Annotated in this window: 16 protein-coding genes; 5 read left to right on the top strand and 11 right to left on the bottom strand. The window is 72.5% G+C overall.

Annotation, left to right across the window (positions count from 1 at the left end):
• Window positions 1–10: 10 nt before the first annotated feature.
• The 6 genes from EJG53_RS12410 to EJG53_RS12385 all read right to left on the bottom strand — a co-directional run bounded on the left by EJG53_RS12410 (window position 11) and on the right by EJG53_RS12385 (window position 6,308).
• On the bottom strand, window positions 11–706 hold the full coding sequence (locus EJG53_RS12410) for a S1 family peptidase (protein WP_125044897.1): 696 nt from the start codon (window positions 704–706) through the stop codon (window positions 11–13).
• 25 nt (window positions 707–731) lie between these two features.
• Window positions 732–1,592, bottom strand: a complete 861-nt coding sequence (locus tag EJG53_RS12405; protein ID WP_371858678.1) for a carbohydrate ABC transporter permease — start codon at window positions 1,590–1,592, stop codon at window positions 732–734.
• The gene (locus EJG53_RS12400) at window positions 1,589–2,506 is read right to left on the bottom strand and encodes a carbohydrate ABC transporter permease (protein WP_125044896.1); all 918 of its coding nucleotides are present in this window, start codon (window positions 2,504–2,506) and stop codon (window positions 1,589–1,591) included. The genes EJG53_RS12405 and EJG53_RS12400 overlap by 4 nt, the downstream gene beginning before the upstream one ends.
• Entirely contained in the window at window positions 2,503–3,867 is a 1,365-nt protein-coding gene (locus EJG53_RS12395; protein WP_125044895.1) for an extracellular solute-binding protein, read from the bottom strand. Before EJG53_RS12395 ends, EJG53_RS12400 begins: the two co-directional genes overlap by 4 nt.
• A gap of 63 nt (window positions 3,868–3,930) precedes the next feature.
• Window positions 3,931–4,629, bottom strand: a complete 699-nt coding sequence (locus EJG53_RS12390) for a response regulator (protein ID WP_031011054.1) — start codon at window positions 4,627–4,629, stop codon at window positions 3,931–3,933.
• Window positions 4,626–6,308, bottom strand: coding sequence for a sensor histidine kinase (locus EJG53_RS12385; RefSeq protein WP_125044894.1), 1,683 nt, complete (start codon window positions 6,306–6,308; stop codon window positions 4,626–4,628). Before EJG53_RS12385 ends, EJG53_RS12390 begins: the two co-directional genes overlap by 4 nt.
• Window positions 6,309–6,491: 183 nt before the next feature.
• Here EJG53_RS12385 and EJG53_RS12380 point away from each other — a divergent pair, with 183 nt between their 5' ends.
• Window positions 6,492–7,883 carry a cation:dicarboxylate symporter family transporter gene (locus tag EJG53_RS12380; RefSeq protein WP_125044893.1) on the top strand — a complete coding sequence of 464 codons (1,392 nt, stop codon included), beginning with the start codon at window positions 6,492–6,494 and terminating at the stop codon, window positions 7,881–7,883.
• A gap of 69 nt (window positions 7,884–7,952) precedes the next feature.
• On the opposite strand, the gene EJG53_RS12375 is transcribed toward EJG53_RS12380, so the two are convergent.
• On the bottom strand, window positions 7,953–8,603 hold the full coding sequence (locus EJG53_RS12375) for a TetR/AcrR family transcriptional regulator (RefSeq protein WP_125044892.1): 651 nt from the start codon (window positions 8,601–8,603) through the stop codon (window positions 7,953–7,955).
• A 181-nt stretch (window positions 8,604–8,784) separates the two neighbouring features.
• On the opposite strand from EJG53_RS12375, the gene EJG53_RS12370 reads away from it, so the two are divergent.
• The 3 genes from EJG53_RS12370 to EJG53_RS12360 all read left to right on the top strand — a co-directional run bounded on the left by EJG53_RS12370 (window position 8,785) and on the right by EJG53_RS12360 (window position 12,229).
• A complete protein-coding gene (locus EJG53_RS12370; RefSeq protein ID WP_125044891.1) occupies window positions 8,785–10,485 on the top strand; it encodes an MFS transporter in 1,701 nt (566 codons plus the stop codon).
• A 143-nt stretch (window positions 10,486–10,628) separates the two neighbouring features.
• The gene (locus EJG53_RS12365) at window positions 10,629–11,042 is read left to right on the top strand and encodes a DUF4259 domain-containing protein (protein ID WP_125044890.1); all 414 of its coding nucleotides are present in this window, start codon (window positions 10,629–10,631) and stop codon (window positions 11,040–11,042) included.
• A gap of 122 nt (window positions 11,043–11,164) precedes the next feature.
• On the top strand, window positions 11,165–12,229 hold the full coding sequence (locus EJG53_RS12360) for an aldo/keto reductase (protein WP_125044889.1): 1,065 nt from the start codon (window positions 11,165–11,167) through the stop codon (window positions 12,227–12,229).
• Window positions 12,230–12,271: 42 nt separating this feature from the next.
• Here EJG53_RS12360 and glgB read toward each other — a convergent pair whose 3' ends face one another.
• From glgB to EJG53_RS12340, 4 genes are all read right to left on the bottom strand, one after another.
• Window positions 12,272–14,953 carry a 1,4-alpha-glucan branching enzyme gene (gene glgB / locus EJG53_RS12355; protein WP_371858677.1) on the bottom strand — a complete coding sequence of 894 codons (2,682 nt, stop codon included), beginning with the start codon at window positions 14,951–14,953 and terminating at the stop codon, window positions 12,272–12,274.
• Between the two features lie 164 nt (window positions 14,954–15,117).
• Window positions 15,118–16,689: a maltokinase N-terminal cap-like domain-containing protein gene (locus EJG53_RS12350; RefSeq protein ID WP_125044888.1), complete on the bottom strand. Its 1,572-nt coding sequence runs from the start codon at window positions 16,687–16,689 to the stop codon at window positions 15,118–15,120.
• 158 nt (window positions 16,690–16,847) lie between these two features.
• Window positions 16,848–18,671, bottom strand: a complete 1,824-nt coding sequence (gene treS, locus EJG53_RS12345; protein WP_244955112.1) for a maltose alpha-D-glucosyltransferase — start codon at window positions 18,669–18,671, stop codon at window positions 16,848–16,850.
• Window positions 18,668–20,671 (bottom strand): alpha-1,4-glucan--maltose-1-phosphate maltosyltransferase, encoded by a 2,004-nt coding sequence (locus tag EJG53_RS12340; protein ID WP_125044887.1) that lies wholly within the window; start codon window positions 20,669–20,671, stop codon window positions 18,668–18,670. The genes treS and EJG53_RS12340 overlap by 4 nt, the downstream gene beginning before the upstream one ends.
• A gap of 1,045 nt (window positions 20,672–21,716) precedes the next feature.
• On the opposite strand from EJG53_RS12340, the gene glgP reads away from it, so the two are divergent.
• On the top strand, window positions 21,717–24,434 hold the full coding sequence (glgP, locus tag EJG53_RS12335; RefSeq protein WP_125044886.1) for an alpha-glucan family phosphorylase: 2,718 nt from the start codon (window positions 21,717–21,719) through the stop codon (window positions 24,432–24,434).
• Window positions 24,435–24,520 lie beyond the last annotated feature (86 nt).

Here is a 24,520-nt window from a genome sequence, read left to right as displayed (position 1 = left end):
CGAGGGCCCGTCAGTGGAGGGTGAGGCCGTACGCCTGGAGCACCGGGACGACCGGCTGGAGGTAGGTGGTGCCGCCCGAGGTGCAATTGCCGCTGCCGCCCACGGCGAGGCCGACGGCGGCGCTGCCGGAGACGGCGGGGCGGCCCGCAGCCGTACCCGGCTCGGTGCACGCCGACGTCCGGACGAGCCCGGACACGGTGCCCTCCGGGTACGTCACGCTGACGTTCACGGCGTCCACCCGCCCGCAGTGCTGACCGGTCGCGGAGCCGGGCAGGCACACCGACTGGCCGACGACGGGCCGGGCGGCGCCGGTGATGTCGAGGTACCGGCCGCCGCCGAGATCGACCTCGCCGGGGGAGGAGACGGCCGGGTTGGTGTAGCGGACCAGGGCGTAGTCCCCACCCGGGAAGCGCACGGCCTCGGTGACGCCGACGTGGACCGTACGGGCCGCGTCGGCGTACCAGTCCTGGGCGCCGCCCACGCACCGGCCCTCCATGATCGCGTAATAGTGGCCGCCCTTGGTGGCGTTGAAACCGACGGTGCAGCGGCCGGACGCGCTGTACAGGACGTTGCCGCCGCGGACCGCCGTCGCGACGGCCGTACGGGACGGGCCGGCACCGGCGGGCGGCGCGGCGGCCAGGACGGCCGACGCGGCGGTGGCCAGGGCGGCCAGGGAGCGGAGCACTGCGGTGGGACCTGGTCTCACGGTTCCTCCTCCGGAAGGGGGTGCGTCAGCCCTTCACCGCGCCGCCCAGCGTGAACCCGCCGCCCAGCCGGCGCGAGATCAGCACGTACAGCAGGACGACCGGCGTCGAGTACAGGATCGAGAACGCCGCGAGCTGGCCGAAGGCGATGGCGCCGTAGTTGCCGAAGAAGGTGAAGATGCTGACGGAGGCGGGCAGTTCCTCGGGGGACAGCAGAAGCAGGAACGGGACGAAGAAATTGCCCCACATGATGGCGAAGGTGTAGACGGTCACGACCGTGACGCCCGGCCCCATCAGCGGCAGGATCACCCGCCACAGCGTCTGGAACCAGGACGCGCCGTCGGTCCAGGCGGCCTCTTCCAGGGCCCTCGGGATGCCGTCCATGAAGTTCTTCATCAGCCAGATGGCGAACGGGAGCTGGGAGGCGGCGAGGAACAGCGCGGTGCCGTACACCGTGTCGATCAGGTTGACCCGCACGAACAGCGCGTACACCGGGACCATGACGGCGGTGATGGGCAGGCAGGTGGCGAACAGGACGGTCAGCAGGTACGGGCGGCTGAACCGGGAGCGGTAGCGGGACAGCGGATAGGCCGCCAGCGCCGCGCAGGCGACCGTCAGGGCGGTGGCGCTGCCGCACAGCACCAGGCTGTTGCGCATCGGCGTGAAGGTGATCTCGTCCGTCAGGACCGCCGAGAAGTTGTCCAGCGACGGCGACCCCGGCACGCGGACCCGCAGCGTCGCCCCGGTGTCCAGCGAGGAGAGCACCAGCCAGGCGAGCGGTACGGCGAAGGCGGCGGTCACGGCGAGCAGCGCCGCGTCGGCGGCGAGGCGGCGCCGGGTGCGGCGGGTCAGCAGGGGCCTGGCGCGGGAGGCGGGCAACCGCGTCACACCTCCTCGCGCAGCAGACGCAGGTAGACGACGGAGAAGAGGGCGCCCACCACGAGCAGCAGCAGGGCGACGGCGGTGCCGTACCCGATCAGCGACTTCAGGAACGCCTGGTCGTACATGAACACCGGCAGCGTCTGGCTGCGGCTGCCGGGCCCGCCGCGGGTCATGGCCCAGATCAGCCCGAAGACGGAGAGGGTCTGGAGGGTGTTGAGCATCAGGTTGGTGCCGATGGAGCGGCGGATCATCGGCAGCGTCACGTGCCACAGCCGCTGCCGGCCGCTCGCCCCGTCCACCTCGGCGGACTCGGTGACCTCCTGGGGGATCTCGGAGAGCGCGGCCGAGTAGATCAGCATCGAGAAGGCCGTGCCGCGCCAGACGTTGGCGAACGACACGGCCAGGATCGGCAGCGTGAACAGCCAGTTCTGCGACGGCAGGTGCAGCCAGTCCAGGATCGCGTTGAGCGTGCCGCGCCGTTCGAAGAACGTGTAGAGCAGAAAGCCCGCGACGATCTCCGGCAGCACCCAGGCGGTGATGACCACCGCGCCGGTGAGCGTGCGGACGGCCCGGGAGGCGCGCTGCATCAGGGCGGCGAGCGCCAGGCCGAGGGTGTTCTGGCCCAGGATCGACGAGATCAGGGTGAAGACCAGCGTCAGGACGACGGCGTTCAGGAACGCGGGGTCGCCGAAGGCGTGCCGGAAGTTGTCCAGGCCCACGAAGGAGGCGGACTCCTGGCCGGTCAACTGCATGTCGGTGAAGGCGATGTAGACGCAGTAGCCGATGGGCCCGGCGAGGAAGAGCAGCAGCAGGAGGGTAGCGGGGGCGAGCGGCGACCAGCGCAGCAGGGCCGTACGGCGGGACCGGGCGCCGGGCCCCGTCGTGCCGTACGCGGTGGTCGTCGTGGCGGCCCGGCTCATGGCTTGGCGACGACCTGTCCGTCCACGATGGACTTCAGTTGCTCGTCGTAGTCAGCGGCTGCTTTCCGCGGCGTCGCGTCACCGGAGGTGACCGCCTCCATCGCCTCGCCGATCGCCGCCGAGACCTTGGGGTAGACCGGCAGCGCCGGACGGTAGTGGCTCACCTTCACCAGGTCGGTGAAGAAGTCGATGCCGGGGATGGACTTCAGGTACGCGGGGTCCGCCGCCACGTCCTTGCGTACGGCGATCTGGGCGCCGCGCACACACCACTCCAGCGCGTTGTGCTGCGTCTGGAACGTCTCGATCAGCTTCCAGGCCAGGTCGGGCTGTTGCGCCTGGCGCGGTACGGACCAGGTCCAGCCGCCCGCCAGGCTGACCCGGCCGGGCGCCGCGCCGCCCTGGGTGGGGAACGCCGTCCGGCCCAGCACCGACGGCCACTCGGGCCACGGCTTGCCGCCACCCTTCGGCTGCCACTGCTGGCCCAGCCACGAGCCGTCCAGGTTGATCGCGAGCTTCTCCTCGGGCATCAGCTCGGTGGCGACGTTGGTCTGGATGTTGGGGCTCAGCGCGTCGGACACGTCGGGGCCGAGCTTCTCCGCGTACACGGTGCGGATGAACTCCAGACTGTCCCGGAAGCCCTTGCTCCCGGTGACCCACTTCTTCGCCGCCGGGTCGTAGAGCGGGTCCTTGCCGGTGCCGTACAGCAGCATCTCGAAGCCCTGCATCACGGCGGCCTCGCCCGCGCCCTTGCCGGTGTAGACGTTCAGCGGGATGACGCCGGGGACCTCGCGCTTGACGGTGCGGGCCGCCGCCAGCACCTCGTCCCAGGTCTTCGGCCGCCAGTCCTGCGGCAGTCCGGCCTTCTTGAAGATGTTCTTGTTGAACCACAGGCCGCGGGTGTCGGTGCCGTCCGGTACGCCGTACGTCTTGCCGTCCTGCGCCCGCGCGGCGGCCTTCGCGGCGGGTTCGAACTGCTTCCAGTCCGCCCACCCGGCGAGGTGGTCGTCCAGCGGGCGCAGCAGTCCGGCGGTGATGTCCGAGTTGATCAGGAAGGTGTCCTCGTAGACCAGGTCGGGGGCGGTCTTCGGGGAGCGCATCATCTGCTGGATCTTGGCGTAGTAGTCGTTCTCGGACGCCTGGATCGGGATCAGCTTGACCTTCTTGCCCGGGTGGGCCTTCTCGAACGCGCGGGCCACCGTCTCGATGTAGTCGTCCCGGACCCGCACCTTGTTGTTGGTGTCCTTGATGAACGCGACCTCGACGGTGTTCTTGTCGCCCCCCGAGCCGCCGCCGCAGGCGGTGAGCGTGCCGGCGGCCAGCACGGCGGCGGTGAGCAGGGTCATCGGAGCGGTGCGGCGCACGGCACGACCTCCAACTAGCCACGGCAGGCTGCCCGGTGACCCTAAGTCAGGGATAAAGGGAGGTCAATGCCCCATCCAGCGGTACCGCAATTCGGGACGGCCCACCTGGCCGTACTGCGGGGCGCGGGCGGCCCGGCCCGTGTCGACGAGATGTTCGAGGTAACGGCGGGCGGTGATACGGGAGATGCCGATCTGCTCGGCGGCCGCGGTGGCGCCGAGGCCGCCGGGGGCGGCGCGCAGCGCGTCGGTCACCAGGCGCAGGGTCGCCGCGGTCAGCCCCTTGGGCAGCGCGGCGGGCTGCGGCGCGCGCAGGGCCGCGAGGGCCCGGTCCACCTCGTCCTGCCCGCTGGCCTCGCCGGCGGCCGCGCGGAAGGCGGCGTACCGCAGCAGCCGGTCGCGCAGGGTGGCGAACGTGAACGGCTTGAGCACGTACTGCACGACGCCGAGCGAGACCCCCTCCCGGACGACGGCCAGATCACGCGCCGAGGTGACGGCGATGACGTCGGCGCCGTACCCGGCCGCCCGCAGCGACCGGACGAACGCCAGGCCGTGCCCGTCCGGCAGGAAGAGGTCCAGCAGGATCAGATCGACGCGGTGCCGGTCCAGGTGCCGCCGGGCCCCGGCGACGGAACGCACTGTCCCGGACACGGCGAACCCCGGCACCCGGCCCACATACAGGGCATGGGCGTCCGCCGCCACCGGGTCGTCCTCGACGACGAGCACCCGCAGGGGCGGCGCGGCTTCGGACTGTGGCCCGGTCATCCGGCGGCGTCCGCCCCGGCCGGGGCCCGCAGCGGCAGGCGCACCGTGAACTCCGCGCCGCCCTCGGGCGCCTCGCCCACCCGTACCGTCCCGCCGTGCCGCCGCACGGCCTGGCGTACGAGCGCCAGCCCCAGCCCGCGGTCCGCGCCGCCCTTGGTGCTCCACCCCCACCGGAACACGTCCTCGGCGTCCGCCGCTCCCCGTACGCCGCCGCCGTTGTCCGCCACGCGCAGCAGCAGTTCCCCGCCGTCGGCCAGCGCGGTGACCCGTACCCGGGCGCCCTCCGGCGCCGCCTCGATCGCGTTGTCCAGGAGGTTGCCGAGGACCGTGACCAGGTCGCGCGGCGGCAGGGACGACGGCAGGACACCGTCGTCGATCCGGCTGTCGGCGGTCAGCTCCAGCTCGACGCCGTGCTCATTGGCCTGGGCGGCCTTGCCGAGGAGGAGGGCGGCGAGGACGGGTTCGGCGACCGCGCCGACGACCTGGTCGGTCAGGGCCTGGGCCAGCTCCAGTTCGGCGGTGGCGAACTCCACGGCCTCGTCCGTACGGCCCAGCTCGACCAGCGAGACGACGGTGTGCAGCCGGTTGGCGGCCTCGTGCGCCTGCGAGCGCAGCGCCCGGGTGACGCCGCGTACGGAGTCCAGCTCGCCGGAGAGCGCCTGGAGTTCGGTGTGGTCGCGCAGGGTGACGACGGTGCCGCGCCGCTCGCCGCCGGAGACCGGCGAGGTGTTGACGACCAGCACCCGGTCGTCGGTGAGGTGCAGTTCGTCCGTGTGCGGGGCGGGGGAGAGGAGGGTGTCGGTGAGCGGCGCGGGCAGGCCGAGGGCGGTGACGGGCCGCCCGACGGGGTCGCCGCGCAGGCCGAGGAGTTCGCGCGCCCCGTCGTTGAGGAGCGCCACCCGCCGCTCCCCGTCCAGCATCAGCAGCCCCTCGCGCACCGCGTGCAGCGCCGCCTCGTGGTAGTCGTGCAGGCGGCCGATCTCGGCGGCGTTCATGCCGTGGGTGTGCCGGCGCAGCCGCGCGTTGACGAGGTACGTGCCGAGTCCGCCCAGCGCGAGCGCCCCGGCCGCGACGGCGGCCAGCGCCGTCACCTCCCGGCGCAGCCCGTCGCTGATCGCCTCGACGGTGATGCCGGAGCTGACCAGGGCGACGACACGGCCGCCGTGCTCCCGGTCCCGCACCGGCGTGATCACCCGTACGGACGGGCCGAGCCGGCCCCGGTGCGTCTCGGCGTAGGTCCGGCCGGCCCGTGCCTCCTCGGTGCGGCCCAGGTAGGTGCGGCCGATGGCGGACGGCTCGGGGTGCGTCCACCGCTTGCCCGCCGGGTCCATGACCACGATGAAGTCGACCCCGGCGTCCCTGCGCAGCCGCTCGGTGTACGGCTGGAGTTCCGCGGTGGGGTCGGCCGAGCGCACCGCGCGCGCCACCGCCGGAGCGTCGGCGACCGCGGCGGCCACCGCCGTCGTCTGCCGCCGCGCGGTCTCCTCGGCCTGCCGTCCGGCGCTGACGTACGCGAATGCGGCGTACCCCGCCACCACCACGCCGACCAGCACCACCTGCACGGCGAAGAGCTGCCCCGCCAGACTGCGCGGCCACCGGACGCGCGGGCGGCGCGCGCCCGTCGCACCAGGTGCTGGGCGCGCGCTGCGCGGCTGATCCCCCCGTCGGGAACATGGCATGGCCGACAGTCTGCCCGTTCCTTGACGCGTGAACGAAATGCACACAAGGGTGACGGGCGCCACAACGGCGTGCATAGTCACCGGGACTGTTCTGCGTACGGGCCGCGTACCCGGCACGACACGGGCCGGGTACGGGTTGCAGAGCCGCAGACCGGCGCAGGACCGAAGACCGAGGAGTCAGCCGTGGCCGCACAGACCCCACCGCCCGGGGGGACGACCGAGGAGACCGCACCGCAGCAGCAGAAGCGGGACCGGACGCATTACCTCTACATCGCCGTGATCGTCGCCGTGCTCGCCGGCATCGCCGTGGGCTTCGCGGCCCCCGGCTTCGCCGTCGGGCTGAAGCCGCTGGGCACCGGCTTCGTGAACCTGATCAAGATGATGATCTCGCCGGTGATCTTCTGCACGATCGTGCTGGGCGTCGGCTCGGTCCGCAAGGCCGCCAAGGTCGGCGCGGTCGGCGGTCTGGCACTGGGCTACTTCATGGTGATGTCCACGGTCGCGCTGGCCATCGGCCTGGTGGTCGGCAACATCCTGGAGCCGGGCTCCGGCCTGCACCTGACCGAGTCGCTGCGGCACGCGGGCCAGGCCCAGACCAAGGGCGGCGCCGAGTCGACCACGGACTTCCTGCTCGGCATCATCCCGGAGACGCTGGTCTCCGCGCTCACCCACGGCCAGGTGCTCCAGACGCTGCTGGTGGCGCTGCTGGTCGGCTTCGGCCTGCAGGCGATGGGCGCCTCCGGCGAGCCCGTGCTGCGCGGCATCGGGCACGTCCAGCGCCTGGTCTTCCGCGTGCTGTCCATGATCATGTGGGCCGCGCCGGTGGGCGCGTTCGGCGCGATGGCCGCGGTGGTCGGCGCGACCGGCGTGGACGCGCTGAAGTCGCTGGCCGTCATCATGGTCGGCTTCTACGTGACCTGTCTGCTGTTCGTGATCGTCGTCCTCGGTACGCTGCTGCGTCTGATCGCCGGGGTGAACATCTTCGCCCTGCTGAAGTACCTGGGCCGGGAGTTCCTGCTGATCCTGTCCACCTCGTCCTCCGAGTCCGCGCTGCCGCGGCTGATCGCGAAGATGGAGCACCTGGGCGTCAGCAAGCCGGTCGTCGGCATCACCGTGCCGACCGGCTACAGCTTCAACCTCGACGGCACCGCGATCTACCTGACGATGTCCTCACTGTTCATCGCCGAGGCGATGGGCAGCCCGCTCTCCATCGGCCAGCAGGTCTCGCTGCTCGTCTTCATGATCATCGCGTCCAAGGGCGCGGCGGGTGTGACGGGCGCCGGGCTGGCGACGCTGGCCGGCGGCCTCCAGTCGCACCGCCCGGAACTGGTCGACGGCGTCGGCCTGATCGTCGGCATCGACCGCTTCATGAGCGAGGCCCGCGCCCTGACCAACTTCGCGGGCAACGCGGTGGCCACCGTCCTGGTCGGCACCTGGACCAAGGAGATCGACAAGTCCCGGGTCGGCGAGGTGCTCGGCGGCCGTCTCCCGTTCGACGAGCGGACCCTGAGCCCGGACGGACACGGGGCGGAGGAGCCGGGGGCCGAGGTGGCGAAGGAGCCGGCGAAGGTCTGAGACCCGGAACCGGGGCCTCGGCGGGTGCGCGCCCGCCGGGGCCCTTTCGCGTGCCCGGACGCCCTTTCGTCAGCCCGTCGCGGCCGATGACGCAGCCGCGTCCGGCACCCTCGTCCCCTCTGCCACCCGTACCGCCTCGGCCGCCCGCTCGCCCGGCACCCCCGACGCCGCCAGCACCGTCTCCGCCGCCGCGTGCCCGGCGGCCTCGGCGTCCAGGTCGCCGTCGTTCACCGCCTGCATCAGGCCGAACAGCATGTGTTCGTGGACGTGGGCCAGTGCGCCCGGGGTGAGCGGGGAGTGGAACAGGCCCGCTTCCAGGCCGCGCTCCAGGATGGTGGTCGCCCGGCGCCGTACGGGCTCCAGACGGGCCCGGATACCGGCGTCCGTGACGCTGCACTGGGCGAGCGAGACCAGCAGCCGGTAGCGGTCGGCGCACTCCCACGCGGCGAGGGTGGCCCGCGCCAGCGCCACGTCGGCGGGCTCGGACGGGTCGGCCGTGCCGTCGGCGAAGGCGGTCGTCACATCGTCCACGGCGGCGTCCGTCAGCGCGGTGATCAGCGCCTCCCGGCTGGGGAAGTGCCCGTAGACGGTGCGCCGCACCACGCCCGCGGCCCGCGCGATCTGGTCCATGGTCGCGTCCGGGTGCCGCAGCAGTTCGGCCAGTGCGATGTCCATGATCCGGCGGCGGTTGGCGTGGGCGCGGCTGGTGAGTGCGGTCATGGCGCTGCGGCTCCTCGGTCGGCGGACGCGTGCGGTCACGGTCCCGCTCCTCCCTCATTTTGCACATGGGTGTGCAGCGACGTAAATTGCACACCACTGTGTAATTGCACATGCGTGTGCAAGTCGTGCGCGGGTACGCGCACGCCACCGAGAACGTTCTTCAGAGTCAGGGGTGAATCGGGTGCCTTCTCCGCAGACCCGGCCGGTCCACGAAACGGACCGGCCCTACACGAAACGCTGGTGGGCCCTGGGCGTGCTGTGCCTGAGCCTGCTGATCATCGTGATGGCGAACACCTCGCTCACCGTCGCGGCCCCCGACATGACCGCCGACCTGGGCCTGAGCAGCTCCGACCTGCAGTGGGTCATCGACGCCTACACCGTCCCGTACGCCGCGCTGATGCTGATGCTCGGCGCGGTCGGCGACAAGTACAGCCGCCGCGGTGCCCTCGTCCTCGGCCTGCTGGTCTTCGCGGGCGGTTCGGTCGCGGGCGCCCTGGTGGACAGCTCCGGCGGCGTCATCGCGGCGCGTGCCGTGATGGGCGTGGGCGCGGCCATGATCATGCCCGCGACGCTGTCCCTGCTGGCCGCCACCTTCCCGCGCCGCGAACGCGCGCTCGCCATCACCATCTGGACCGCGACCGCCGGACTGGCCATCGCCGTCGGCCCGCTCGTCGCCGGCGCGCTGCTGGAGGACCACGGCTGGTCCTCGTCCTTCCTGATCAACGTGCCGGTCGCGGCACTCGGCATCATCGGCGCGCTGCTGGTCGTCCCGGCGTCCAAGGCGGGCCACAGCGACCGCCTCGACTACGTCGGCGGCCTGCTGTCCGTCGTCTGGGTCGGCTCGCTGATCTACATGCTCATCCAGGGCCCGCACTTCGGCTGGGACGCCCGCGCCGTCGGCGCCGCGATCGCCGCAGGGGTCGGCCTGGTCCTGTTCGTCGTCTGGGAGCTGCGCCACCCGCGCCCCGTCCTGGACGTACGCCGCTTCGCCCACCGCGGCTTCGCCGGCGCCAACCTCGCCGTCGCCCTCTTCTTCCTCGCGGTCTTCGGCGCGTTCTACTACCTCACCCAGCACCTCCAGTTCGTCCTGGGCTACTCCCCGCTGGACACCGGTATACGGATGCTGCCGCTGGCCGGCGCGGTCTTCGTGGGCGCCGCGCTGACCGGCTTCCTGACGCCGCGCCTCGGCATGAAGGTCACCGTCACCACCGGCATGGTGGGCGGCACGGTCGCCCTCGCCCTGCTCACCCAGGTGGACGCCGGTTCCTCGTACGGCGACTTCCTCGCCCCGCTCATCGTGCTCGGCCTGGCCATCGGCCTGTCCCTGTCGCCGTGCACCGACGCCATCATGGGCGCCTTCCCCGAGGACCAGCTCGGTGTCGGCGGCGCGGTCAACGACACCTCCATCGAACTGGGCGGCTCGCTCGGCATCGCCGTCCTCGGCTCCGTCCTGGCGAGCGCCTACTCCTCCAAGCTGTCCGACGCGGCGGCGTCGGCGGCGGCGCACGGCGGCCCGAAGCTGCCCGGCAGCGCCCTGTCCACCGCGCAGGACTCGGTGGGCGCCGGACTGGCGGTCGCCAAGGAGGTCGGCAAGCAGGTCGCCCAGGGTGCCGCGCCCAAGGTGGGCCCGGAGAAGGCGCAAACACTCGGCATCCAGCAGGCCCAGGCGGTCGCGGACGCGGTACGCGGGGCGTTCTCCGACGCGGTGGCGCACACCAGCCTGGTCGGCGCGGTCGTGCTCGGCGTGGGGACGGTGCTGGTCGCCGTACTGCTGCCGCGCCGCCGCCGTACGCAGCAGCCGGGCACCGGTACGGAAGCCGGTCCGGAGGCCACCCGCGAGCCCGTCACGGCGGGCAGCGGCGGCGCGTCCACGCGCGACTGAGCCGCACTCCCTGCGTGACGGAGCCGCGCCCGCGCGGTCCCGCACCGCACCACCGGGCCGATTGTCAGTGGCAGATGCCACGATGCAATCGGCCCGGTGGTGGTTCGGGCGCGTGGGTGGTGACGAGTGAGGGGCGAAGGCCGATGGGGACCTGGGGCATGGGGCTGTTCGACAACGACGGGGCGGCGGATCTGCTGGACGATCTGGTCGCCATGCCGGAGGACCGGCGGCTCGGCGCCCTGCGGGGCGTGCTGTCCAGCGCCGCCGCCGAACGGGACTATCTCGAAGCCCCGGAAGGCGAGATGGCCGTGGCCGCCGCGGCCCTGATAGCCGCCGCCCGCGCGGACGGCACGGCCCCGGCCGACCCCGCGCACGCCCCCGACCTGACGGTCCCCGAGCCGCCGCGCAGACTCGCCGTGCTCGCGGTGCACGCCCTGGACCGGGTGCTCGCGCCGGACTCCGAGCTGGCCGAGCTGTGGGACGAGTCGGACGGCGGCCAGGAATGGCTGGCGCACCTGGCCCGGCTGCGCGCGGAGCTGGCCGGGGGCGCGGACTGAGGGACCGCCGCACGGCCCCGGCCGGCCGCGCCACGCCGCACCCGGCCTGCCGTGCGGCCCACCGGTCCCGCACCTACGGTTGATCGCGGAGCATCACCCGCATCGTCGACCGAGGAGGACCCGTGGAATACCGCACGCTCGGACGGTCGGGCCTGAAGGTGTCCCGGCTCGTGCTCGGCACCCTCAACGTGGGCGCGCGCGAACAGTTCGCGCAGATCGGCGGGCTCGGTACGGACGAGGCCCGCCGGCTGTTCGACATCGCACTGGACGCCGGCGTGAACATGATCGACACCGCGAACATGTACTCCTTCGGCCAGGCCGAGGAGATCACCGGCGAGGCGCTGCGCGGCCGCCGCGACGACGTCCTGCTCGCCTCGAAGGTCCGGATGCAGGTCGGCGACGGGCCCAACGAGGGCGGCTCGTCGGCGTACAGCATTCTGCGCGAGGTCGAGCGCAGTCTGCGCCGCCTCCAGACCGACCACCTGGACCTGCTCTACCTGCACCAGTGGGACGGCCAGACGCCCGTCGAGGAGACCCTGACCGCGCTGGACCGGCTGGTCGCCGACGGCAAGGTCCGCTATGTCGGCCTCTCCAACTTCAACGGGTGGCAGATCATGAAGACGCTGTACACGGCGCGGCTGCACGGTCTGACCGCGCCGGTGGCCCAGCAGGTCTACTACACGCCCGAGGCCCGCGAGGCCGAGTACGAGATCCTCCCGGCCGCCCTGGACCAGGGCCTGGGCACGCTGGTCTGGAGCCCGCTGGGGGAGGGGCTGCTCAGCGGCAAGGTCCGGCGCGGACAGCCGGTGCCGGCCACCACCCGGCAGGGCACCGACTGGCCCGAACCGCACGTGGTCGACAAGGAGCGCGCCTACGACATCATCGAGTGCCTGGCCGGGATCGCCGACGCGCACGGCACCTCGGTCCCGCGGGTCGTGCTCGCCTGGCTGCTCGGCCGCCCCGGCGTCACCGGCCTGGTGATCGGCGCCCGCAACGAGGAGCAACTGCGCGACGACCTCGCCGCCACCGAGCTGCGGCTGACCGAGGCCGAGACCGCCCGCCTCACCGAACTCTCCCAGTTGCCCGCCTACTACCCGTACTGGCACCGCGTCATGAACGCGACCGACCGCCCCGACCCGGCCGAGGCGCCCTTCCTGGACGGCTGGAAACGGGCCATGGGCGGCTGACCGGCGCACGGGCCGGGGCACCGCCCCGGCCCGCTGAGCGCCTCACACCGGCCGCAGCCAGACCGTCGCCAGCGGCGGCAGCACCGGCGTGATCGACGCCGGCCGCCCGTGCCACGGTACGGACGCGTCGGGCTTCAGCGGATCGGGGTTGCCCACCCCGCTCCCGCCGTACCGCACCTCGTCCGTGTTCAGGACCTCCCGCCACGCCGCCACGTCCGCCGGCACCCCGACCGGGTACGCGTGCCGCACCACCGGCGAGAAGTTCGAGATCGCCAGCAGCGGGGTGCCGTCCGTGCCGTACCGCAGGAAGGCGAAGACGTTGTCCTCACTGGCGTCGCCGACGACCCAGGAGAAGCCCTCCGGCACGGTGTCCTGCTCCCACAGCGCGGGGGTGTCCGTGTAGCGGCGGTTCAGGTCGCGGACCAGGTCCCGTACGCCCCGGTGGTCGGGCTCGGCGGAGTACGACGGGTCCAGCAGCCACCAGTCGGGGCCGTGCCCCTCCGCCCACTCGGCCCCCTGCGCGAACTCCTGCCCCATGAAGAGGAGCTGTTTGCCCGGATGGCTCCACATGAACCCGAGGTACGCCCGCTGGGTGGCCCGCTGCTGCCACCAGTCGCCGGGCATCTTGGAGACCAGGGAGCGCTTGCCGTGCACCACCTCGTCGTGCGAGATCGGCAGGACGTAGTTCTCCGAGTACGCGTACACCATCGAGAACGTCATCTCGTTGTGGTGGTACTTGCGGTGCACCGGCTCCTTGCTGACGTAGCCCAGCGAGTCGTGCATCCAGCCCATGTTCCACTTCAGCCCGAAGCCCAGCCCGCCGAAGCCGCCGGGCCCCACGTGGTGGGTGGCGCGGGTCACGCCGTCCCAGGCGGTGGACTCCTCGGCGACGGTGACGACCCCGGGGCAGCGCCGGTAGACGGTGGCGTTCATCTCCTGGAGGAAGGCCACCGCGTCCAGGTTCTCCCGCCCGCCGTGCACGTTGGGCGTCCACTCGCCGCTCTCCCGGGAGTAGTCGAGGTAGAGCATCGAGGCGACCGCGTCCACCCGCAGCCCGTCGATGTGGAACTCCTCGCACCAGTACACCGCGTTGGCCACCAGGAAGTTACGCACCTCGGCCCGGCCGTAGTCGAACTCCAGCGTGCCCCAGTCGGGGTGCGCGGCCCGCGCCGGGTCCTCGTGCTCGTACAGCGGCCGCCCGTCGAACTCCGCCAGCGCCCACGCGTCGCGCGGGAAGTGCGCCGGCACCCAGTCCATCAGCACCCCGATCCCGGCCCGGTGCAGCGCGTCGACCAGGTACTTGAAGTCGTCGGGGGTGCCCATCCGGGCGGTCGGCGCGTAGAAGCCGGTGACCTGGTACCCCCAGGAGCCGCCGAAGGGGTGCTCGGCGACCGGCATCAGCTCGACGTGGGTGAAGCCCAGGTCCTTGACGTAGGCGGGCAACTGCTGGGCGAGCTGCCGGTACGTGAGCCCCGGGCGCCAGGACGCCAGGTGCACCTCGTAGACGGAGAACGGCGCCGCGTGCACCGGGCGCTCGGCCCGCCGCTCCAGCCATGCCGCGTCCTGCCACCGGTGGTGCGAGGTGTGCACGACGGAGGCGTTGGCGGGCGGGCACTCCGTACGGCGGGCCATCGGGTCGGCGCGCAGCGTCTTCGAGCCGTCCGGCCGGGTGATCTCGAACTTGTACAGCTCGCCCTCGCCCAGCCCCGGCAGGAACAGCTCCCACACGCCGGACGAGCCGAGCGAGCGCATCGGGAAGCCGGTGCCGTCCCAGAAGTTGAAGTTGCCGACCACGCGCACACCCCGGGCGTTCGGCGCCCAGACGGTGAAGCGGGTGCCGGTCACCTCCTGGTGCACCATGGGCATCGCGCCCATCGCCTGCCACAGCTCCTCGTGGCGGCCCTCGCCGAACAGGTGCAGGTCCAGTTCGCCGACGGCGGGCAGGAAGCGGTACGGGTCGTGCACGGTCACGACGTTGTCCTCGTACGCGACCAGCAGCTCGTACTCGGGCACCGCGGTCAGCGGCAGCACCCCGCCGAACAGGCCGTCGCCCTCGTCGTGCAGATCGGCCCGCAGCCCCTTGGAGAGGACGGTGACGGCCTTCGCGTACGGCCGCAGCACGCGGAAGAGCACGCCGCCGCGCACCGGGTGCGCGCCGAGCAGCCCGTGCGGGTCGTGGTGCGCGCCGCCCAGCAGCCGGCCGCGGTCCTCCTCGCCGAGCGGCGGCGCGGTCCGCACGCCGTGACTGCCGCCGCTGGGCTCGGGGGCGGGGCCGGGGGGTGTGCCGTCGGTCGGCGCGCCGGCGGGCTGTGCAGTGCTGGGTTCCGCGGTGGCGGGCCGGGCGCTGCCAGGTCGGGCGCTGCCGGTCCGCGTACGGTCCGGGCGGGTGGCGTCGGGCCGCTCCGGCAGGGGCTCGCCGTGGTCACGCTGGTGCGGCGGCCGCTCGGTGACCCCGCTGGACCGGTGGGTCTCGCTGGTCCCAGCAGTCTCAGTGGTCTGGGCGGGCTCAGCAGCCTCAGCGACCTCAGTGGCATCAGTGGTCTCGACGGTCGCATCGGGCGAGGCGGCCCCGCCGGACCCGGCAGGCTCATCACGCCCCGGCAGGAAGGTGGCCGGGACACCGGACCGGCCGGCGGATGCCTCCGGGGAGGTGCCCCGGACGGCCGTGCCACGGGCGGGCGCGGGTTCTTGCGATGGGCGGCGGGACGACGAACGGGCGGTCACGAGAGGAGCCTCCTCGGCCAGATGTCAGCGATCAGGGTTGTCTGAGATGCCTGCGATGCGGCAGGGGTCTGGTGCGCACCGGGCGCGCGCCCTCGGGACGGGCCGGGGCCGTGCACGCCGGTGCCGGTGCTCCGTACCGCTCCGGGTGGCCCGCTCCGGCGGTTTCATGCGCGCCCATCGGCGCCGTCCAGGTCCGGGCCGGCCCCGGAGTCCGCGCCGGCCGCGCCCCGGGACGCGGGCGCCCCGGCCAGCCGCCGCACCGCGGCCATCGGTACGGGCAGCCAGTTCGGCCGGTGCCGGGCCTCGTAGAGCACTTCGTAGACGGCCTTGTCCGTCTCGTACGCCCGCATCAGCTCGGGCGCCGAGCGCGGATCGAGCCCGCCGGCCTCCGCGTACCCGAGGCAGTAGGCGGCCCGGGTGCGCCGGGCCCACTCCAGCGACCACGGGTCGCCGCCCGAAGGGCCGCTGCGGGCCGCGTAGTCGAACGAGCGCAGCATGGCCGCCACGTCGCGCACCGCGGGCTGCGGGCGCCGCCGCTCGGCCAGCGGCCGGGACGGCTCGCCCTCGAAGTCGATCAGCGACCAGCGGCCTTCGTCGGCGGTCCGCAGCGTCTGGCCCAGGTGCAGATCGCCGTGGATGCGCTGGGCGGACCAGGCGCGGCCGTCGTGCCCGAGCGCCGCGAGGTCGTCGAAGGCGGTGCGCAGCCGCGCGCAGTACGGGCGCAGGGCGGGCACCACGCGCGCGGTGGCCACCAGCCGCTCGTTCATCTGGGCGGCGACCGCGTCGAGTTGCGGGCGGCGCAGTTCGGTGGTGGGCAGCGTCTCGGCCAGCGCGGTGTGCACCTCGGCGGTGGCGTGCCCGAGGGCCCGCGCGGAGCTGGTGAAGTCGGCCTGCACGGCGAGCGCGTTCAGGGCAAGCTGCCAGCCGTCGGCGGAGCCGCTCAGGTAGGGCTGGAGCACGCCGAGCGTCACCGGCTCGCCGTCGCCCGCCTCCGGGTCGGTCTCGAACCACGCGGCGGGCGCCGGGACCCGTCCGCACTTGGCGCGGGCCAGCGCCAGCGGCAGTTCCAGGTCGGGGTTGAGGCCGGGCGCGGTGCGCCGGAACACCTTGAGGATGTACGAATCGCCGTAGACGACCGAGGAGTTGGTCTGTTCGACGGTGATCGGGCGGGCGGGCATCCCGGAGGAGATGGTGCTGTCGGCCACCCGGCAGAACCGCAGGCCGCCGAGCCGTCCCGGCACCCGCAGCCGCTCCAGCAGGAGGGCGCACAGCCGGTTGTCCAGCAGGGCGTCGTAGACCGTGCGCCCGTGCAGCGGGCCGCCGGCGGGGCGGCCGATCACGGCGGGGGCGAGCTGCGGCGGCAGGGCGCTGTGCACGCCGAGCAGAAGCTGGTAGCAGTCCCCGCTCGCCGCCGGGCCCGTGGGCGGCGTGGCGGCCGGTTCGGCGGGGTGCTCCGGTGGCACCGGCTGCGGGGCCCCGGGCGGGGCCGCCGACTGCTGCGCCCGTACGAGCAGGTGCAGCAGCCCCGGTGTGGCGCCACCCGCCGCGCACGGCAGCAACTCGGTCGCCGACACCAGATGGAAGCCCGTGATCGGCCGCCCTTTGCCGGCGAACCACCGCTGCCGCGGCAGCCATTCGCTCAGCAGGGGGACGAGTGAGGACAACAGCGCGGGCGCGGTGGTCGAGAGGCGGTCGTGCGGACTGCGGATGGCACGGGTCGAGGCGGTCTCCGACATGGCGTCGCGTCCTTTCCCCGGGCACACGACAGATAGGGCAGAGTGTCCCGGAATGCGGCCTTGACTGTGCGGCGGTGCGGGACGTGTCGGGTGAGGATCGTCCGTACGGCAGCGGCGTCCGTGGGGATTACCCCTGACACCGGGGTTTCGGCGCTGGCTCACCCGGCCCGTGCGGTAGTAGGGAGACTGCCCGTGGGGGCGGTCGGAAAACGCCCGTACCCGTATCGCGGGCGGATACGGGCGGCGGTTTTCCGCCGCCCTGCACGTGCGCCGGTACGGTCGCTAGACCGCCCCCTCCGCAGCCGGAACCAATAGAAGCCGTGGCCCGCGAGGGTCAGCAGATAGGGCCATTCGCCGATGGGCGGGAAACGGACGCCGCCGATCAGCTCGACCGGATGCCGGCCGTTGAATGTGCGCAGGTCCAGTTCGGTGGGCTGCGCGAAGCGCGAGAAATTGTGCACGCACAGCACCAGGTCGTCCTGGTATTCGCGCAGGAAGGCCAGTACCGCGGGGTTGGACGAGGGGAGTTCGGTGTAGGTGCCGAGGCCGAAGGCCGGGTTCTGCTTCCGGATCTCGATCATGCGCCGGGTCCAGTGGAGCAGCGACGACGGCGAGGACATCGACGCCTCGACGTTGGTGACCTGATAGCCGTAGACCGGGTCCATGATGGTCGGCAGGAAGAGCCGGCCGGGGTCGCAGGAGGAGAAACCGGCGTTCCGGTCGGGCGTCCACTGCATCGGGGTGCGGACCGCGTCCCGGTCGCCGAGCCAGATGTTGTCACCCATGCCGATCTCGTCGCCGTAATACAGGATCGGCGAGCCCGGCAGGGACAGCAGCAGGGCGGTGAAGAGTTCGATCTGGTTGCGGTCGTTGTCGAGCAGCGGGGCCAGTCGGCGGCGGATGCCGATATTGGCCCGCATGCGCGGGTCCTTGGCATATTCCGCGTACATATAGTCACGCTCTTCGTCCGTGACCATTTCGAGCGTCAGCTCGTCGTGGTTGCGCAGGAAGATGCCCCACTGGCAGTTGGCCGGGATCTCCGGGGTCTTGGCCAGGATTTCCGAGACCGGGTAGCGCGATTCCCGGCGGACCGCCATGAAGATGCGCGGCATGACCGGGAAATGGAACGCCATGTGGCATTCGTCCCCGCCCTTGGAGTAGTCCCCGAAATAGTCGACGACGTCCTCCGGCCACTGGTTGGCCTCGGCCAGCAGCACGGTGTCGGGGTAATGTGCGTCGATCTCCGCCCGTACGTGCTTGAGGAAGGAGTGCGAGGCGGGCAGGTTCTCGCAGTTGGTGCCCTCCTCGGCGTACAGGTACGGGACCGCGTCCAGCCGGAACCCGTCGATGCCCAGGTCGAGCCAGAAGCGCAGGGCGGAGAGCATCTCCTCCTGCACGGCCGGGTTCTCGTAGTTCAGGTCCGGCTGGTGGGAGAAGAAGCGGTGCCAGAAGTACTGTTTGCGCACCGGGTCGAAGGTCCAGTTGGACGCCTCGGTGTCGACGAAGATGATGCGCGCGTCCTGGTACTGCTTGTCGTCGTCGGCCCAGACGTAGTAATCGCCGTACGGGCCGTCCGGGTCGGTGCGGGACTCCTGGAACCACGGGTGCTGGTCGCTGGTGTGGTTCATGACGAAGTCGATGATCACCCGCATCCCGCGCTGGTGCGCGGCGTCCACGAACTCCACGAAGTCGGCCAGGTCACCGAATTCCGGGAGCACGGCCGTGTAGTCCGACACGTCGTAACCGCCGTCCCGCAGCGGCGACTTGAAGAACGGTGGCAGCCACAGGCAGTCCACGCCCAGCCACTGGAGATAGTCCAGTTTGGCCGTGATGCCCTTGAGGTCGCCGATGCCGTCACCGTTGCTGTCCTGGAAGGAACGCACCAGGACCTCGTAGAAGACGGCCCGTTTGAACCAGTCGGGATCGCGGTCCTTGGCCGGCGTGTCCTCGAACTTGTCGGGGACGGGCTCGTTGACGATCAATTGGGTGACCCTCCGATCGGTGAGGACGGTCGCAGGGAGAACAGGTGCGCGGGTGCCGGAGCGCGGCCCGGGTCGAGGCGCACATAGTTGTCCCTGCCCCAGTGGTAGGTCTCGCCGGTGAGCTCGTCGCGCACCGGGACGGAATCGTGCCAATCGAGGCCGAGTTCCGGCATGTCCAACGACACCGTCGCCTCGTGGGTGTGGTGCGGGTCGAGGTTGACGACCGTGAGCACCGTGTCGGCCCCGGCGCCGTTCCCGGCCCGTTTGGAATAGGCGAGGACGGCGTCGTTGTCGACACGGTGGAAATGAAGGTCGCGTAGCTGCTGGAGTGCCGGGTGGCGGCGTCGCAAGCGGTTCAGCGTGGTGATGAGAGGAGCGATCGTACGTCCCTCACGCGCCGCTGTCTCCCAGTCCCGGGGCTTGAGTTGGTACTTCTCGGAATCCAGGTACTCTTCGCTGCCACTTCGTACCGGTGTCGACTCGCACAGCTCGAATCCGGCGTAGACACCCCACGCCGGGGAGAGGGTCGCGGCCAGTACGGCCCGCACCTCGAACGCGGGCCGCCCGCCGTCCTGCAGATAGGCGTGCAGGATGTCCGGCGTATTGACGAAGAAATTCGGCCGCATGTACGAGGACGTTTCCCGCGACAGCTCGGTGAGGTACTCGGTCAGCTCGTGCTTGCCGTTGCGCCAGGTGAAATAGGTGTACGACTGCTGGAACCCGATCTGTGCCAGCGTGCGCATCATCGCAGGCCGGGTGAACGCCTCGGCCAGGAAGACGACGTCCGGATCGGTGCGGTTGACGTCCGCGATGACCCGCTCCCAGAAGAGCACCGGCTTGGTGTGCGGATTGTCGACCCGGAAGATGCGCACCCCGCGCTCCATCCAGAAGCGCAGCAGCCGTTCCGTCTCCCGCACCAGGCCGTTCAGGTCCGCGTCGAACGCGAGCGGGTAGATGTCCTGGTACTTCTTCGGCGGGTTCTCGGCGTAGGCGATGGAGCCGTCCGCGCGGTGGTGGAACCACTCGGGATGCTCGGTGACCCAGGGGTGGTCCGGCGAGCACTGGAGGGCGAAGTCCAGCGCCACCTCCATGCGCAGGTCGTGCGCCGTGCGGACGAAGTGCGCGAAGTCCTCGAAGGTGCCGAGGTCCGGGTGGAGCGCGTCGTGCCCGCCCTCGGGCGAGCCGATGGCCCACGGCGACCCCACGTCGTGCGGGCCCGCGGAGAGCGCGTTGTTGGGGCCCTTGCGGTAGGAGGTGCCGATGGGGTGCACGGGCGGCAGGTACACCACGTCGAACCCCATGGCCGCGACCGCCGGCAGCCGTTCGGCGGCCGTCCGGAACGTGCCGCTGACCGCGGGCGCGCCCTTGCGCACCACCGCGCCCTCCGACCGGGGGAACAGCTCGTACCACGACCCGAACAGGGCCCGGCGGCGCTCGACCAGCAGCGGCAGCGTCCGCGAGGCGGTGACCAGTTCGCGCAGCGGGTGGCGGGCGAGCGCGGCGGTGACCTCGGGGGTGAGCGCGGCGGCGAGCCGGGTGGCGGCGGGCAACTGCGGGTCGCGCAGGGCGTCCGCCGCGGCCAGCACCGCTTCCCGGCCGTCTCTCTTGGGCACCCCCTCGGCGGCGCGTTCGTGCAGCGCGGCGCCCTCGGCGAGGACCAGTTCGGTGTCGAGGCCGGCCGGGATCTTGATGCCGGCGTGGTGGCGCCAGGTGCCGACCGGGTCCGACCAGCCCTCGACGCCGTACGTCCACCGGCCCTCCACGTCCGGGGTGACCTCGGCACCCCAGCGGTCCGTACCGGGCGCCAGTTCGCGCATCGGCGTCCAGGGGCCGGGACGGCCCAGGGGGTCGCGCAGGACGACGTTGGCGGCGACCGCGTCATGGCCCTCACGGAAGACGGTGGCCGAGATCTGGAAGGTCTCGCCGACCACCGCTTTCGCCGGGCGACGGCCGCAGTCGATCAGCGGGTGGAGGTCCAGCACGGGGATGCGGCCGATCATGGGGTCACCTGAAGGTTGGGAGGTGTTACCGGATTCTGTCCTTTCTATCGTTTTTGTGACGGAGGGACGGGCTGCGGGCATGGGCTCTCCTGTCCGCTTTCACTCGGTTGGCGGATGGGGGCGGGGGTGGGAAGCCGTGCGGCGCGCCGGGGCGCAAGAGCGGTACCGCACAAGCCTTCCCGTGGCGCGCGGGCGGGCAATCGGGCCGTCCGCGCACTACCGGCACGTAACCGCGGAACGGAATATGACCGGGGCTCCGGACAGGTACGTGCGGCGGCGCGCACGCTCCCCGGGGCCCGGCCCTCAACCCGCCCGAACGCCGTGCGAGGTATTACGGGGTGGTGCCGCTCCGCACTCACCGTCCGGTGCTGACCTGCGACGACGCGGTCGGCGGGCCGGGGCCCGCAACGGTGTTCCGATGCCTGGCCGCCGCGGCGGCCGGCGTGCTCCGCACCTCCTTCGGTCCGGTCCGCCGGTGGGGCGGCAGATGGAGCGCAACTGTGCGGGCTGCGTGCGGTGCGGCCGGGGATGCGCCGGAGGGAGCCCGCACCGCAGTGTCTCCCGGGTTCCACGCCGACGTGATGTCCACACCCGGCGCGAACAGGCCGATTTCGAACGCCAGTTGGAACATGCCGTCCGCCGGATTCCCGGTGCATATGCGTGGCGTGCGTCCCGATCCCCTCCTCAACTCGGGCCGTGGCCGCCGGAGTCGCGGGTGGGAGGGCCGGGTGCCGCACCCGGGCCGGCGGCGTCACCGGCAGCCTTTCGCCCGGTGCGGTCTCGAACAAGAGTGCACGGGGGTGGGGAACCGGCCATATCGGCCGCGCGGGGCGGCGGGGGAGCGGGGATGGGGCGGGCCGCGTTCCGCCGTCCTGGTGTCCCGGGCCGCGCTCCCGGGTGGCCGGAAGGCGCCCTTCGGGTGACCGGCTCGGCCGAACGGGTGACGCCCCAAGAGGCGTACCGATCATGGCAGTTGGCGTCCGGATCCGACCGGATTCCGGGCTACCGGGCGAATCGGACGGCGGTGCGCCGCTACCGTCGTAGCGTGAAGGCCATTCGTCGGTTCACCGTGCGCCCCGTCCTCCCGGAGCCCCTGCGACCCCTCAGCGACCTGGCGCGCAATCTGCGCTGGTCCTGGCACCCTGAGACCCGCGAACTGTTCCACGCCATAGCCCCCGCCGGCCGGCGCCGGGCGGGGCTGGACCCCGTACGGCTGCTGAGCACCGTCTCCGCCGAGCGGCTCGCGGAGCTGGCCGGGGACCGCAGATTCCTGCGCCGGCTCGGCGCGGCCGCCGACGACCTCCAGGACTACCTCTCCGGGCAGCGCTGGTACCAGGGCGCCCAGCAGGGCGGCCGGGACGGCCGGCTGCCCGAGGCCGTCGCCTACTTCTCGCCCGAGTTCGGCATCACCGCCGCGCTGCCGCAGTACTCCGGCGGCCTCGGCATCCTCGCCGGCGACCACCTCAAGGCCGCCAGCGACCTCGGCGTACCGCTCATCGGGGTGGGCCTGCTCTACCGGCACGGCTACTTCCGCCAGTCGCTCTCCCGCGAGGGCTGGCAGCAGGAGCACTACCCGGTGCTCGACCCCAACGAGCTGCCGCTGGACCTGCTGCGGGAGGCCGACGGGTCGCCCGCCCAGGTGGCCCTCGCGCTGCCCGGTGGGCGGCGGCTGCGGTCGGTCGTCTGGGTGGCGCGGGTCGGGCGGGTGCCGCTGCTGCTCCTGGACTCCGACGTGGAGGAGAACGGGCCGGGCGAGCGGGACGTGACCGACCGGCTCTACGGCGGGGGGAGCGAGCACCGCCTGTTGCAGGAGATGCTGCTGGGGATCGGCGGGGTGCGGGCCGTACGGACGTACTGCCGGCTCACCGGCCACGCCGCGCCCGAGGTGTTCCACACGAACGAGGGACACGCGGGCTTCCTCGGCCTGGAACGCATCCGCGAGCTGGCGGACGCCGGCCGCGAGGGCGGCCCCGGCGAGGCGGGCGGACCGGTCGGGCTGGATTTCGACGGCGCGCTGGAGACCGTACGCGCCGGTACGGTCTTCACCACCCACACCCCCGTCCCCGCGGGCATCGACCGCTTCGACCGCGAACTGGTCGCCCGCCACTTCGGCGAGGCGGCGGAGCTGCCCGGCATCGACGTCGAGCGCATCCTCGCACTCGGTCTGGAGACCTACCCCGGCGGCGAGCCCAACTGCTTCAACATGGCGGTGATGGGCCTGCGGCTGGCCCAGCGCGCCAACGGCGTCTCCACCCTGCACGGCCGCGTCAGCCGCGAGATGTTCGCCGGGCTCTGGCCGGGATTCGACCCGGAGGACGTACCGATCACGTCGGTCACCAACGGCGTCCACGCGCCCACCTGGGTGGCGCCCGAGGTCTTCCGGCTCGGCGCCCGCCAGATCGGGGCCGGCCGGACCGAGGACGCGCTGTCCGTCGGCGACTCCCGCCGCTGGTCGGCGGTGGCCGACATCCCGGACGCGGACGTCTGGGACCTGCGGCGGGGCCTGCGCGAACAGCTCGTCGAGGAGGTGCGGCGGCGCCTGCACGTCTCCTGGCGGCAGCGCGGCGCCGGAGCCGCCGAACTGGGCTGGATCGACGGCGTGCTGGACCCGGAGGTGCTCACCATCGGGTTCGCCCGCCGGGTGCCCTCCTACAAGCGGCTCACCCTGATGCTGCGCGACCGCGACCGCCTGATGGACCTGCTGCTGCACCCCGAGCGGCCCGTCCAGATCGTGGTGGCGGGCAAGGCCCACCCGGCGGACGACGGCGGCAAGCGCCTCGTACAGGAACTGGTCCGCTTCGCCGACGACCCGCGCGTACGGCAGCGGCTGGTCTTCCTGCCCGACTACGGCATGGCCATGGCGCAGAAGCTCTACCCCGGCTGCGACGTCTGGCTGAACAACCCGCTGCGCCCGCTGGAGGCGTGCGGCACCTCCGGCATGAAGGCGGCGCTCAACGGCTGTCTGAACCTCTCCGTCCTGGACGGCTGGTGGGACGAGTGGTACGAGCCGGACTTCGGCTGGTCCATCCCGACCGCCGACGGCCACGCCACCGACGAGAACCGGCGCGACGAACTGGAGGCCAACGCCCTGTACGAGCTGCTGGAGCAACGGGTCGCGCCGCGCTTCTACGACCGCGACGAGGCCGGTGTCCCGCAGCGCTGGGTCGAGATGGTCCGGCAGACGCTGGTCAATCTGGGGCCGAAGGTGCTGGCGGGCCGCATGGTGCGTGAGTACGTGGAGCGGCTGTACGCGCCCGCCGCCCGCTCCCAGCGCGCGCTGACCCCGCAGGCCGCGACCGAACTGGCCGCCTGGAAGACCCGGGTACGGGCCGCGTGGCCGCAGGTCGCGGTGGACCACGTGGAGACCGGCGCCCTGGTGGTGGACCGCGCGGAGCCCGCCGGGGTGCCGGGCGCCCCGCCCAACGGCAGCGCCGAACTGGGCGCGACCCTGGCGCTGCGGGTCCGCGTCGCCCTCGGCGACCTCGCCCCGGACGACGTGGAGGTCCAGGTCGTCTCGGGCCGGGTGGACGAGTCCGACCGGATCACGGACGCCACGACCGTACCGCTCAAACCGACCGGCGGCCCCGACCTGGAGGGCCGCTGGCTCTACGAGGGCCCGCTCGCCCTCGACCGCACCGGCTCCTTCGGCTACACGGTCCGCGTCCTGCCGGCCCACCGGCTGCTGGCCACCGCCGCCGAGATGGGCCTGCTGGCGGTGCCGTCGGAGGCGACGGGGGAGGAGGCCGGGGTCCTGATGCGCTGAGGGCCGGCCGCTCGTCCGTACGCGGCCGGGGCTCCGCACGGACGCCGTGCGGTGCCCCGGCCGGTCCGTTCATCGGTCCGTTCAGC

Origin of the sequence: Streptomyces chrestomyceticus JCM 4735, assembly GCF_003865135.1 — a bacterium.
GTDB classification, from domain to species: Bacteria; Actinomycetota; Actinomycetes; order Streptomycetales; family Streptomycetaceae; genus Streptomyces; species Streptomyces chrestomyceticus.
Note: the sequence above shows the minus strand (reverse complement) of the source record. Positions and strands in the feature narration are given on the sequence as shown.

Bases quoted from the DNA above. Each gene is read 5' to 3' on its own strand.
- EJG53_RS12350 (WP_125044888.1), bottom strand. From the start codon at position 16,689: ATGTCGGAGACCGCCTCGACCCGTGCCATCCGCAGTCCGCACGACCGC.
- EJG53_RS12365 (WP_125044890.1), top strand. From the start codon at position 10,629: ATGGGGACCTGGGGCATGGGGCTGTTCGACAACGACGGGGCGGCGGAT.
- EJG53_RS12400 (WP_125044896.1), bottom strand. From the start codon at position 2,506: ATGAGCCGGGCCGCCACGACGACCACCGCGTACGGCACGACGGGGCCC.
- EJG53_RS12375 (WP_125044892.1), bottom strand. From the start codon at position 8,603: ATGACCGCACTCACCAGCCGCGCCCACGCCAACCGCCGCCGGATCATG.
- EJG53_RS12340 (WP_125044887.1), bottom strand. From the start codon at position 20,671: ATGATCGGCCGCATCCCCGTGCTGGACCTCCACCCGCTGATCGACTGC.
- EJG53_RS12385 (WP_125044894.1), bottom strand. From the start codon at position 6,308: ATGCCATGTTCCCGACGGGGGGATCAGCCGCGCAGCGCGCGCCCAGCA.
- EJG53_RS12390 (WP_031011054.1), bottom strand. From the start codon at position 4,629: ATGACCGGGCCACAGTCCGAAGCCGCGCCGCCCCTGCGGGTGCTCGTC.